This window comes from Saccharicrinis aurantiacus, from assembly GCF_001660705.2.
GTDB classification, from domain to species: domain Bacteria; phylum Bacteroidota; class Bacteroidia; order Bacteroidales; family Marinilabiliaceae; genus Saccharicrinis; species Saccharicrinis aurantiacus.
This window is the reverse complement of record NZ_LYBV02000003.1, coordinates 41120-55359: the sequence shown is the minus strand read 5'-3', so window position 1 is coordinate 55359 and position 14240 is coordinate 41120. Positions and strand designations below refer to the sequence as shown.

Sequence of the window (14240 nt, the reverse complement as noted above, 5' to 3'; positions counted from 1 at the left end):
TTTTTTTCCTTTTATGCATTCCAATATTTTCAAAGAACTTCTAGCACTTTAGCTAGTCTTTATATCTTAAAACCCGAAGGCTTTTTCAATCTTTTTAATCTCACAATCTTTATTGTGATCGCTTTATTTTAGCGGCTGCAAAGATAACAACTTTAATTTCTAAACTCCAAATGTTTTTGAAAGAAAATTTGAAGTTTTTTGCTTCTTGTTTTCTGTTGTAATTGGCTATCATTAAATAGTTTCAATCACCTTCAAGATGTCGTTTTTGTTACTCTGAGCTCTTCATTAAAAGCGGCTGCAAAGATAACTGATTTAATTTCTTAATTCCAAATATTTCTGGAAAGAATTTTAAATCTTTTTTGACACTTAAAAACCGCTTATATAAAGGGTTTTTAATCCATTTTTTATTCCTCAAAATGTCCGTTGTAATCCTGCCTTGCGTTCAAAGCGGGTGCAAAAGTGAGGACTTTTTTTCATAATTCCAAATACTACTTCAAAGTTTTTTTAGGCAAGAATACGAAGACAATAAATAAAGAATAGTTTATCAGTGTTTTAACTCGAAAAAGTTTTTTTCTCTTTTTTTGAACCTCAGAAAAAATGACGCTTACATAGTATAGAGAATGGTATTCTAAACTAAATAAAAACTAGGTTGTGTCTTACTTAGATAATTTCATATTTAACTCATATCAAACTCATGATAACGTGAGTTTGATATGTGTTTGATATGGCTTTTATTTGTGTTTTTTCTAAAGCTGACTCCTTGTAATATACTTTATGGCTTTTACTAGCCGTGTGCGAAGAGATGCGTTAATGATTGGAGCGGCATCCTTTGTGAGCCCGTTATGGCGAAGCAAAGATATAGCGGAAAGTATGACCCGAGAAAAGGGATTTGTGCTGACAATAGAGTATTATTGGGAGGGGAACGCCCAATGTAAAAAGATGGCACCCCTACTCTATTGCTGAGATGCCAATATTATACATTATAAAAAGTTTACATTACAGAGAGTAAGTTTATTCTGTTGGTATCAACTGCAAATTTACCAGCTCACTTTTTGTACCCAATCTGAATGGAGGCCCAAAAGTTCCGATTCCTTCTGACACAAAAACTTTAAGTGATTTGTAAATATTCATCCCACTATTATACTCAAACATTAAGTTTGACACATAGTTAAACGGAAATATCTGCCCACCATGTGTATGTCCGGCCAGATATAAATCAACGCCATGAGCTTCGGCATGCTTAATACCATTGGGTGCATGATGCAATATTACGGATGGTTTATCGCTTTTAATGGGTAAACGATTTAAGGTTTCGCGGATGGTAGGTTTACCTGGCGAAGCATGTACATCAAAAGTTTCTCTATCTGCAACCATATGCTCAAGACCTATAATTTGTAAGTCTTTGAATTGGGCAATTTCGTTTTGCAAAACATTTACTCCTGCACTGCGCATCATTGCTAAAATACTATCGTTATCCGTGGCATGATCGTGATTACCATCTACAAAATAAACGGGTGCTTTTAAGTTTTGCAAAGGTTCAAAATGAGATGAGTTTAAAGCATACTTGCTATCGAGATAATCGCCTGTAATAAAAATCACATCTGGATTTTGCGCATTGGTTTGCTTCACTAGTTTATTTAAAAAGCCATTATTGCGGAAGTGACCTATATGTATATCTGTTAGATGTACCGAATTTATAGTTTGGCTGAGCCCTTTAAGCGGAACCTTATAATTACTTGTGCGAAGATATTGTGCATTAAAATAACTACCCAAAGCCAATACTGAAAATAAAGTAAACGATAGTATTCCAAATTGCATGGGTTTTAACTTAATGAACAAAGCCACGAGGTCGACGGCTAAAAACGCCATGGTGATAAATAGGTACAAGCCCATGGCTACCGAGGCTATTTTATAAAAAGCATGCCCCGTATAATCTACAGCATTAATGTTTTTTATTAATCCTACCATAAAAAGGACAGGCACAACAGCAAAAAACACATAAAACCATGTTGTGCTATCAGCTCCCATGATCCAAGACCATTTTCGAGCTAGATATATTACTGATACTATCAATAAGCTTAAAAAGCCTATTGGAATTAAATATGGAATAAACTTCATTTATATATTTATTAGATGTATTTAAATTTATGACACAAGCTGACTCCTATAGAATCAGCTTGCTAAGTATTAATGATACACTAGCCACTATGGAAGTACCTCTTTCATGATAATCAATTAAATAACCATTCGAGTTTCGCTGTTTTTTTGTTCTACCTTATGAATGGCAAACTCATGGCATTGTTTCATACACAAACCACATGTAGTACATTGATCGTAATTTTGAACATATGCTTTGCTATTACCTTTTATCCTTACTTTTAATCGGCCTTTAAACGGAAGGCTATTTACCTCATTTTTACTAAGGTTCTTTAGAGCTAAAGCTGAGTGAGGACAAACTTCTACACAACTTCCGCAACCATCACAAGAAATTTCGTTAATCACGATTTTTCCATTTTTTATCCTTAGCTCCTGTTCTAACTTGTTTCTGACTAATCTTTGCTTAAACTTATTCATAGCTTACTCTTTATGCGATCCAAAACCCTTATCCTTCATTTTTTGCATGTACTCAGCACGCTTCTCCTTAGGTATACTGCTGCATCTATTTCCGAATCTACCACGCCAATTCTTCTTCTTTTTGTTTGAACAAGAATGACCGCGACCGAAACCTGAGAATAATATTTTTGATAGCGCCAATAAACCAAGGGCCTGCCAATAAGTTATAATTGTTAATCCGAATATTGCTGGCATAAGCCAATTCCATAATAATAGTACAGCTAAAGTAACTAAGCCAACTCCTAATAACATCAATATGATTTTGCCTGCTATAAATTTCCCTTTTTTCATCTTTTTAATCTTTTAATAATTCGTAAATCTCATTCAGTCGCTCACGTAAATACACTATGGCATATCGCTTACGCGATATTAATGTATTTACCTTCTCGCCTGTTTGATCACTTATCTGTTTAAACGAATAGTCTTCAAACTCGTGCAAAACAAATACCTCACGTTGCTCTTCAGGCAATTCTTCTAGGGCCTCTAAAATTTCATCCCAAATGGCTTTTCTAAAAAGCTCATCATCAGGATTACCTGTAGATGCTGGCAGAATATCTTCGATAAATAACTTTTCATCTTCACCATCAGCTTTGCGATCCGCGGATTTATCGCTTAATAGTTCTGGTTTCTTTTTTCGTTTTAAATCAATTATTCTGTTGTTTGCCGTTCGGTATAGCCACGAAGAAATATTATCTAACGTTTCTATTTGCTCAAAACCGTTGAATAGCTGAATAAAAATATCTTGAAGCACATCCTCTGCCTGATCTAATGGCAGCGCTTTTTTTATAAAGTTGAGCAGCTTGTTTTTTTGCCCATTATATGTACTTTCTATATAGTTATTTTTACTACTCATTTTATTCGCTTATACCTTTAAGACGATTAACTCAACCTGATATTTTAACCAAATGCACTTTTTTATTAAAAAATTAATTATTGATTCTCTTTTTGTAGAATATAAGCATAAAAAAAACTGCACACCATGCTTAATAATAGCACAATGTACAGTTTAACATTTTAATAGAATAAATAATAAAACCCTATTAATATTTTATCCCATTTAATTACTCACTCTAATTCCTATAGGTGTACTTGAAAAGCATTTCACTTCATCATTACCAAAATAGCATCAGCCTCTCCTTCCCATGGAGATACAAAATCTTGTTTTTTAGTTGCAGTAACTTCTTTACTATATTCGCCAGTTAAGGTATTAAACCATTTAGAAGTGACTGGTTTAATTTCCTTTTCCGAATCGAACATGAATTGGGCTCTAAATTGATAAGTTTCTTTTGGCACATAAAACAAGTACTGCTCTTCGCCATTCTTTTTCATGGCATAACCCGATTGATTTCGGTGTGGAGATGGCTCGTAATCAGTAATAGGATACTTTGTGAAAAAATCAGTTAGGTGCTTGAAATATTCGAACTTGGGTTGATAGAAATCTTCAGGTTGTTCAAAAGGGTTCCATATTATTACATTCCATGCAGCGGCTTGCCAATAGTATGTTGAATATGCGCCTGCGAAAATACACTGGTAATTTCTTTTTAAACAATATGCCGCATCAGTATAACTACCTGGAAAAACATAATATGGTGATTTCTCATATCCGCCATGCTCAATATTAAAGATGGGTTTGTTTTTGAACTTTCTATAATCAGAAATCATATCCTGATACAAGGCTAAATTCCAAGTTTGACGCGATATATAGTCTACCTCATCGCTATGGCGCTTGCAAAAACCATAATCGTGCACTGTTATTGTTCTATCAAAAGGATTTTGATTTCTTAGTCGGCGTAAGCGCTCTAAAATATAATCATCATCGGCCCTGCCATAAAATAAAGCTTCCTTAGATACATCCCACATAATATTTGGGAAAGCTCCGTAACGCTTTGCCACGTAGTCATAATACATATCATCTGCTTCAGAATACATATCGGGCCAATTCACTAACTTATTCCATACGTAAATCATTAGGTGCGATACGATTTCTTTATCATGCATTAAGCTGATGGTTCTGTCTAGTTTTTTAAAGAACTCTACATTTAGCATTGAGTAATCTGGTTCTTCATTATTACCTAAAAATGGAAATATCTCTAAATCGCCACCAAAATCATGCTCTGGATGATTCTTTAACTTTTCGTCTCTAGTCCACTCTCCATTATGCGCCAGGTTAATATCGAAAGTGTATACATTCATCACCACTTGGTTAAAACCATTTTCTTTAATGGTATTTAATAATTGCGTGGTACGGGGTAAACCATCGCTATTTTTATAGTCGAGTGCATACAACCAATCACACTCAAAAGCCATTAACGAATAAGGAGTACCATCTTCGTAATAGAAATGACGAGAATCGTGCTTTGGTATTTCTATTGCCCCTTTTACATTATTATAAGCTGTGCTACTCACCTCAACGGTTCCTACTTTGTTATTTAAAGCAGCTATTGCTGATGTAGTTTTATAAGTCCAGATCCCTTTTTCTTTGGCTGAGAATCGCAGTACCCATTCATTTTTACCATTATAAAAACCTGGAACATTTATTTTATTGCCCGATGGTGAGGTAAAGACTGCATCAAATTGCTCAGTAAAAGGATTTTGTTTTGATGCTTTTGCTTTAAAAGTGATATCAAGCACTTCCCATTTATCAATATTAATCGCTTGTTTATTCTTAAATTTCTCGTGTTTTATACCTGCACTAAGCGTTAAGCTAAAACATAAGATAATGGTTATCAGATTTAATTTTTTCATCATGGATATTTAATTTGTTTGAATAGTCAATATTATCATTTTTTACTAAGATATACAGAGACAGAATACCCTATTTAGCATGGTATTTTTAGAAATCATAACACTCATCTACAAAAACTATAGAGCTGCAAGCATTAATTTAGTTGCCAAAGAACATCTACTTTAAGTTTCATAAATGCTTTAAACGAGTGCTTAAATTCACTTTGATGGATGGTTTGATATTTATGCGTGTACTTATCGAAAACAAAAAGCGCTTTATTTACATTATCCAATTCAGTAAGACACTTTAATTGGTAATAGATGCCCTGAATATTTAGGTCATCTAATTTTAAAACATACTCACTTACTTCTAATAAAAGTGGATAATTTTTCTGGGCATAAAGTACCTTAGAATATCTCAACAGTAAATCAACATTATCGAAGTTCAAATTACTTTTAATATCCAATAACCAATCTTTTTCTATATCACTTACAAATTCACCTCGCCTAATAATTGAACACTTGTACTGGTATTCTTTTGAGTTTTCATTAATTTCCTTAATCAGACTTCGGTAATCACAGTATATTTCACTTGCTATATTCAATCGCCAAAACTTATCTTCATAAACAGTATCTAAACCATCTATTTCTGCAAGTATCTTTTTTAGGGCATTAAATGTAACACCTCTATTATTGGCAGCTTTATTCACCTCAAAACCAGGCCACAATAACTTGGTAAGTTCACTAGTTAATATCCCTCTTTCATTTTTTATACTTGAGATTAGTAATAATAAAAAGAGCTCTTTTATTTTTGGCGAGAAGTGAGATGAATAATCCACTCCACTTTGGTTTAAAACCGTAAACTTTCCGAATAAATAAATGGCATTTTTATTTTCGTCACTTACCTTAATAACTTCAGGTTTTAATTGAGACTTAGATTGTTTCTTTTTAAATATCCATACAATAAATACCAACATTACAAAAAGTAAACCTATTGCAAGCAAAGCAAACCCAGTATACCATGGCTTTTCTGGTACTTCAACAGCATGTAGGTTTAACCATTTAATTTCATCATCACTTAAAGCTCTATCCCATATAGACAAGTCATCTATATACCCATTTAAATAATTATCTTGCTTAATACCATGCCCTAATAATAACTCAGAACTTCCGGTAAACGAAGGGTGATGAAGTGAAGAAGCTACTTTATTTCCATCAATAAATATACTTTGTTCCTCTTTAATAATATCGTAACGAATGGTTAAGTGATACCATTTTAATGGTTCGAGTTTAACAGGCGCACTACTGTCGTTAGTATAAAACCCAAATAAAACTTTACCAGGTTTTAATACTGCATGTAAGCCCTTTCTAAAACCTTCTTCGTTGCTACCTAAAATACAATAGCAATAGTTATTCTCTTCAATAAATTTAAAATAAACAGAGATGGTGAAGCTACTATTTACAATATTATAAGCAGAAACCTTATCTAGGGTAAGGTAATTTTGGTCGGATACTTTTAGCACATCGCCTCTTTCGTTATCCACCACAAAATTACAATTCTGAGGGCGTGACTTACCATTAACTAAATTAATGATTGAATTATTAAATTTATAATTCGCCCTTAAACCATCACTTAAATTTAAAGCGGAAGCTTCGAAATTAAAAGGCGAAGCAAACTGTTGATTATTATCAATAACAACAGAACTAGGTTCGAAGCGATATCCTTGCTTGTGTGGTTCAAGTATAAAGAACGATTCATTATCGTATTGAAACCTAAAATGACCATTACTCAACGCCAATTTATGATGCGCCCAACTGATACCTTTTAATAAATTGCCATTACTTTTAACAGAACCAGAAACACTATTTAAATCATTAAGTGTTTTACACAGGTAATGAAATGTAATATTATATTTCTTATCTGAATAGAATATAAAATTTGGTTGCTTCCCTGAAATTTGCCAACTCTCTAGTAAATAATCTATGCAATACGAATTTAAACTAATACGAACCCAATCTGCTGGGAGCTCTTCTTCTTTTATGCCCTCTTTCGAAAATCGCCTTAAGGATAACAATTCGTTACTAGTATCTCCAATAAACTGAACCCGATTATCACTAACGTTATTTTGCTTTTTATAGGCAAAATCTACTACATTATTAGTGTAAGCATTTACATACTTACTTAATTGTTTATTTGTTGATTGGTTAAAAACAACTAATTGCTTTCCTACATTTATAACATCATCAATATCTGGCCACTTTTCTCCAGAAGGATGATGATACAAACTGGTTAATAAACCAGCTGTTTCAAATTCTCTGATTAAATCACCCTCATCTCCCTCATAATCTATAAACAATGGAAAAACAAATTTGGTAGACTCTATGTAAGCTTTTAAATCCGTAAGGAAATCGCGAAAGCGTAATTCACCTTCAGTTAATTTTAAGAATGGTGATTCACCATTCTTATTAGCAATCAGTTTAATTGACATACCAAAACACCCTACCCCCTTGGGCAATTTAAGAGAAGATGTAATTTCCTCCTTTGTACTAAGTTCTGCAATGGCGAATGATTGCTTGCTAAAATCAGATGCAAATAGTGTCTGAGTACATCCTACAATAAAGAGGATCAATAAAAATACGATGGTTTTTTGATAATAGATAGTTCTCAAATCACAGGTTATATTATAATACATTAAATAATTGGTAATGCTATTAACTCCATTTCTCAAACATATAAAAAAGATCAATAATTCAGATACGATAAGGCCTAACAATTGTCTTTATTCGTATTTACCCCTGTTTATTCACCTTTAAATTTACACCCGAGTAAATATTTTTTAACAAAATTGCATAGCACTAAATAAAAGAAACTTACAAAACTTATTAAGGGGTATTTTAAGGCATATTTAATACAATTCTAAAAACTCATTAAGGTACTTTTTAGAGATACCAAAATACTTTTATTGTAAACATTCACATTTACAAAAATCGATATCATGAATCTATCAAAATACAACATATTACTAATCTGTTTATTCTTATTACAATATGCAGATGTTTACGCTCAAAGCCCGAAATACGCAGCCCCTGCACATGTAGAATATGATGCCAACTCAATTGTTTTAAAAACCAGACTTAGAGAATTAAACGAAGATATTACACGATATGGCATTTTATTAGATACTACAATAACCAACAAAAAACTCCTTACGGGATACAAATACGAACAATTTTACGATTGGGATTTATATTTCGAAAACATCTACATGTCCTATTATGGCATTTCTCAATATAATTTCGATAACCTTGAAGGCTTTTTTGCCATTCAACATCCAGATGGTTTTATTAAAAGATGTTTCGGGCCAAAACCGTTTGGGTTAACGCACCACTTCAAACCTTTTATCGCACAGATAATAGTATTAGGATCTCGACAAACTAAAGATTGGACTTGGGCTGCTAATTACTACGAGCAAACTAAAAAGTATTTAGAACACTGGTTTGAATATGATACCGATAAAAATGGCTTAGCATATTGGTCGGGCAAACAAATGAAAAATTGGTCAGGCGCCTCAGATCACAGTGGAATGGACAACCAAAATACACGATGCCTCGGAAAAAGCGAAGGCGTTGATTTAAATTGTTATTTAGTTCGTGAGTTAGAAGCTATGGCCGTTATAGCTAAAGAAATAGGTAAAAAGAAAGACATTGCGAAATACAAAGAGCATGCAAAACAGTTAAAAGCATTAATTAACGAACATCTTTGGGATGAGAAAACCGGATTTTATTACGATAGAAATGAAGAAAATGGAAAAACAACCTTTGTAAAATCTGTTTCTGGATTTACACCAATTTGGTCTGGCGTTGCCTCTAAAGAGCAAGTAAAACGAATGGTTGATGAACATCTTCTTAACCCAAAAGAATTTTGGTCTGCTTACCCTATTCCTTCATATGCAATGAACGAACCTGATTACCGACAAAATTACCAAGGTCAAAAAGGATGCAACTGGAAAGGCAACACATGGATACCTACCAATTACATGATATGCCATGGCTTAATGGATTATGGCTATAAGGATTTAGCTAAAGATATTGCCTTAAAAACATATAATATGGTACTTGGCAATAAAACCACTCGTGAATTTTTTAATGCAGAAACTGGTGAAGGCAATGGAATGAACCCATTCTTTGGTTGGTCGTCCTTAGCTTATATTTTACCATTAGAGTTACAGCTAAACTATAACCCTACAGATTTAAACGAGAAAAACATAAAACAGCTCGGCATACAAATAGGTGTTAATTTCAAATAAAAACCGACTTAAGTATTAAATAAAATAATCATGAAAAAAACGTATCTATTATTAATCCTAATCATTATTTCAGTTCAACTCATTGAGGCGAAAAAGAAGAATGCCGTCAATGATTCTAGACCGAATATCATTATTATTAATGCTGATGATTTAGGATATGCCGATCCTAGTTGTTATGGAGGAAAATTATTCGAAACACCTAACATTGATAGATTAGCTAATGAAGGAATTCGGTTTACGGATGGATATGTATCTTCATCGGTTTGCTCTCCTAGTCGGCTTGGTTTATTAACTGGTTGCTATCAAACGCGATTTGGCATTCAGTGGAACCATGACACTTTTAATCTACCTGGCCAAAAAAAAAGGAAGGCTATTGTGCCTGAAAAGCACCGCTATATCAATCAAGCTTTTTCAGAAGCAGGATACGTAACCGCCATAGCAGGGAAATATAACTTGCCTGGATATCCAAATACAACTTTTGATAAAACTTACTCACTTACCTCTGCAGGATGTAATTATTTTCCTGATGCCAAAGGTGGATATGGTGGGGTGGATCAATATCCGAAACCCAAAGAAGGTTGGACTATGGTTCAATGGGGTCCTGATCGCGAGGGCGAAGAGTATATAACAGATAGATGCGGTCGACAGTGTATTGAGTTTATTGAAGAAAACAAGGAGAATCCATTCTTCTTCTATTTAGCATTTAATGCCCCTCACACGCCTTTACAAGCTAAAAAGGTAGATAGAAAACGAGTAGAAAATATCCAATCAGAATCCATGAAACTATACGCCGCTATGGTTTTGGCAATTGATGATAATGTGGGACGCATATTAGATTATCTTGAAAAAGAAGATTTAAGAGACAATACAATTATTGTATTTTTAAGTGACAATGGCCCTATGAATCCCATTCATTTTGAAGTTCCAAGTTGGTGGCCCGATGATTCTCCGTATCACATTATGGGACAACGAGGCGGATTATCTGGCTATAAAGGAATATTCAGAGAAGCAGGCATTCGCATACCTTACATTGTTAGTTGGCCTGCGCAACTCAAACAAAATAGCACCTATAAAAAAACAGTGAGTACTTTAGATTTATATCCTACGTTATGCGCTGCTGCAAATGTTCGCTTACCTAATTACACACATTTAGACGGTGTTAACCTAATGCCATACATTAAGGGTGGTGCCAATCAAGATCCGCATGACTATCTGTTTTGGTATGCCAATAGAATGGGCGCGGTGCGAATGGGTAAATGGAAATTATATATAGAAGATAACAAACATTTCCTCTTCGATTTGGAAAATGACCTATCTGAAACTACTAACGTAAGCAGAGAGAACCCTGAGGTAATGCAAAAAATATTTGGAGCATACATCTCGCATCGCAATGAAATGCCTCCTTGTCGTAATCCTTTTATCAGACCAATTGACTTGCCAACTAAAGCAGCAGCAGGACTGCATGTTGTTGATCCTAAATAAAACAATTATGAAACAACAATTACAAATAGCATTAGCTAACAATGTCATCCTTTTACTGCTGACTCTGCTATTTGCGTCAGCATATAACTTAGAAGCACAGCAAAATAAAAGACCAAATATCTTATTCTGTATTGCCGATGATATTAGTTTTCCACACACTTCTATTAATGGTACTGCTGAAATTAGTACCCCAAACTTTGATAGGGTAGCACAAAAGGGCGTATTATTTAATAATGCCTATTGCACAGTATCTTCATGTGCTCCTTCAAGAGCGTCTATTTTAACGGGCAAAAACATTTGGGAACTAGAAGAAGGCGGCTTGCTATTTGGCGGACTTCCTAAAAAACACACAACCTTTACTACATTACTAAAAGCGAATGGATATTCGGCAGGTTATACAGGTAAGGGATATATGCCTGCCAATAAAAAGGAGCCCTATCAAACAGAACCTCTTGCTCCCGAATACAACAAGGTGCGAAAGAAAGCCCCTCAATTTATTTCTAATAAAGACTATGCAGGAAATTTTTCATCTTTTCTTAAACAACGAGATAAAAGCAAACCGTTTTTCTTTTGGTATGGATCACACGAGGCACATAGAGCATACAACCCTGGTATTGGAGCACGATCGGGCAAGGATATTTCTAAAATTAAAGTGCCTGGCTTTTTACCAGATAATGATTTAGTAAGAAGTGATATTGCCGACTATTATTATGAGGTTGAATGGTTCGATTCACATTTGGGCCGTATGATTAAAGACCTTGAAGATGCCAATGAACTTGAGAATACTATTATTATTGTAACTGCCGATAATGGCATGCCATTTCCTCGAGCTAAAGCAAGCTGCTACGATTACGGAACACATATGCCTTTAGCAATTTGTTGGGGTAATAAAATAAAAGGAGGCAATACCGTAGACGACTTTATTAGCTTCATTGACTTTGCTCCAACCTTACTAGAGGCAGTTGGCTTAGATGCTCCAAAAGAGACTACTGGTAAAAGTTTCCTTGATATTTTACTAGCTGAACAAAGTGGCCAAATTGACCCCTCACGGGATAGAGTTTTCACTTCATTAGAACGCCATACATATTGCAGACCCGATGGTATGCCCTACCCTATACGTACAATCAGAAAAGGAGATTGGCTTTACATTGTAAACTTTGAAGCAGATAGATGGCCAGCTGGTGATGCCGATTTTACATCTCCCCATCAGGGATTTTATGGCGATATTGATGCAGGTGCAACACGTGAGCACCTCATCGAAAATAAAAATAATGAAGAGTTAAAATATTACTTCGATTTATCGTTTGGTAAACATCCAAAAATTGAATTGTACAATGTAAAAAATGATCCATATCAACTACACAACCTTGCTAACAACTCAAAACACAAAAAGCTATGCAAAGCACTTAAAAAAGAACTATTTGCTTATCTAAAAGAAACCAATGATCCGCGCATGCAAGGAAAATCGCCCTGGGACGATTATCCTTATTACTTTAAAGGATTTGAAGAAAAGCACTTAAAAGCCAAAGGAGAAAGAGACAATTAATAAATATATAAGATGAAACAAAAAATACTTTTACTACTAATCACAGCTCTAGTTGCTACTTCAGCAATTAGTGCTCAAGAGCAATACAAACCAGAATGGGATAACCTTAAAAATCACAAGGTCACGCCTGAGTGGTTTTCTGATGCTAAACTAGGTGTATATTTCCATTGGGGAGTATATAATGTACCTGCAAATGGGAACGAATGGTATGGCCGTTTTATGTATGAACACGACAGAAAAAAGAATTGGGGCAAAGGTATTTACGATTACCATACCAAAACTTATGGAAGAGATAAACAATACCACGATTTTATCCCTGAATGGAAAGGCGAACAGTTTAATGCAAAAGAGTGGGTTGATAAATTTGAGTATATGGGTGCTAAATTTATTGGAACCATTGCTGAACATCATGATGGCTTTTCGCTTTGGGAAAGTGAAGTAAATCCATGGAACTCAAAAAAGATGGGACCTAAAATTGATGTGGTGAAAGAGATGGCTTTGGAAGTGAAAAAACGAGATTTAAAGTTTATGACCACTTTTCATCATGGTTTTCATATGATGTTTTTCCCTAAAAAAGAAAACTCAGTATTGCGCCCAGCAACGCAACACCTTGTTGCTTATAACCAATTAGAGTTTCCTGAAGGAGGCGACTATGATATCCTTTATGGAAATATGCCCTATGAAAAGGAATGTGATATATGGCTAGGCAAACTTAACGAGGTAATTGACGAATATTGTCCGGATTATATTTGGATGGATTTTGCGCAAGGGTACGTGAGAGAAGACTACCGCAAACAATTTTTAGCAAACTACTTTAATAAAGCGCAAGAACTCAATAAAGAAGTGGTGGTAAATACCAAGGGAGACTTCTTCCCTACTGATATTGCAGCCGTTAATGTTGAACGTGCTACTATGGAAGATATCACCCCATTTGTTTGGATTACTGATTTTCAATTAGGTAGTTCGTGGGGATACAATAAAGATAAAAGAACAGCTCTAAATCCTCAAAAAGCAATTAGAATTCTGGCCGAAGTGGTTAGCAAGAATGGAGTAATGATTTTAGCTGCTGCGCCAATGGCGGAGGGTATTATTCCCGAAGAGCAAGTAGCTAGTATGGAGGGTATTGGCAATTGGCTGCAATTATATGGCGAGGCAATCTATAATACTCGTCCGTTTGTAGAGTTTGGTCAAGGCCCTACTAAGTTAGTTTCTAACCCCAACGACAATTGGAATGCATACGGTTCAATTAAAGCTGGCTTAGACAAGTTGAATGCACAAGATGTTCGTTATACCCAAAATGGCAAAACAGTTTATGCAATTCAGTTAGGATGGCCCGGATCTAAACAAGAACTAACACTTGAAACCTTCGCTGGTAAAGCAAAGAACATGAAAGTGAAATCGATAAAAGTGTTAGGCAGCAAAGAACGTATCAAATGGTCTACAACAAATAAGGGTATAAAAGTTACTTCTCCAAGCAAGAAACCTGCCGAAGGAGATGCTGCTATTGTTTACAAAATCACATTAAAATAATTCATCTGTGGAGTAGCTTCGCGCTACTCCATAAAATA

Annotated in this window: 10 protein-coding genes; 4 read left to right on the top strand and 6 right to left on the bottom strand. The window is 34.7% G+C overall.

Features of this window, described 5'->3' with window-relative positions; translation table 11 throughout:
• Positions 1–1011: 1011 nt before the first annotated feature.
• From A8B35_RS02465 to A8B35_RS02440, 6 genes are all read right to left on the bottom strand, one after another.
• A complete protein-coding gene (locus A8B35_RS02465; RefSeq protein WP_075601861.1) occupies positions 1012–2118 on the bottom strand; it encodes a metallophosphoesterase in 1107 nt (368 codons plus the stop codon).
• 117 nt (positions 2119–2235) lie between these two features.
• Positions 2236–2574, bottom strand: coding sequence for a 4Fe-4S dicluster domain-containing protein (locus A8B35_RS02460; protein WP_083634276.1), 339 nt, complete (start codon positions 2572–2574; stop codon positions 2236–2238).
• Positions 2575–2577: 3 nt separating this feature from the next.
• The gene (locus A8B35_RS02455) at positions 2578–2904 is read right to left on the bottom strand and encodes a hypothetical protein (protein ID WP_075601860.1); all 327 of its coding nucleotides are present in this window, start codon (positions 2902–2904) and stop codon (positions 2578–2580) included.
• 4 nt (positions 2905–2908) lie between these two features.
• Complete coding sequence (locus A8B35_RS02450; protein WP_075601859.1) at positions 2909–3466, bottom strand: RNA polymerase sigma factor; 558 nt, start codon at positions 3464–3466, stop codon at positions 2909–2911.
• Between the two features lie 248 nt (positions 3467–3714).
• Positions 3715–5361, bottom strand: a complete 1647-nt coding sequence (locus A8B35_RS02445) for a DUF5060 domain-containing protein (protein ID WP_139314788.1) — start codon at positions 5359–5361, stop codon at positions 3715–3717.
• 131 nt (positions 5362–5492) lie between these two features.
• On the bottom strand, positions 5493–8006 hold the full coding sequence (locus A8B35_RS02440) for a LamG domain-containing protein (RefSeq protein ID WP_171973141.1): 2514 nt from the start codon (positions 8004–8006) through the stop codon (positions 5493–5495).
• Between the two features lie 327 nt (positions 8007–8333).
• On the opposite strand from A8B35_RS02440, the gene A8B35_RS02435 reads away from it, so the two are divergent.
• The 4 genes from A8B35_RS02435 to A8B35_RS02420 are packed head-to-tail and all read left to right on the top strand — an operon-like array spanning position 8334 to position 14202.
• Positions 8334–9644 carry an amylo-alpha-1,6-glucosidase gene (locus A8B35_RS02435; protein WP_075601856.1) on the top strand — a complete coding sequence of 437 codons (1311 nt, stop codon included), beginning with the start codon at positions 8334–8336 and terminating at the stop codon, positions 9642–9644.
• A 30-nt stretch (positions 9645–9674) separates the two neighbouring features.
• Positions 9675–11126: a sulfatase-like hydrolase/transferase gene (locus A8B35_RS02430; RefSeq protein WP_075601855.1), complete on the top strand. Its 1452-nt coding sequence runs from the start codon at positions 9675–9677 to the stop codon at positions 11124–11126.
• Positions 11127–11133: 7 nt separating this feature from the next.
• Positions 11134–12672, top strand: coding sequence for a sulfatase family protein (locus A8B35_RS02425; RefSeq protein ID WP_171973140.1), 1539 nt, complete (start codon positions 11134–11136; stop codon positions 12670–12672).
• Between the two features lie 12 nt (positions 12673–12684).
• The gene (locus A8B35_RS02420; RefSeq protein ID WP_075601854.1) at positions 12685–14202 is read left to right on the top strand and encodes an alpha-L-fucosidase; all 1518 of its coding nucleotides are present in this window, start codon (positions 12685–12687) and stop codon (positions 14200–14202) included.
• The last annotated feature ends 38 nt before the right edge of the window (positions 14203–14240 follow it).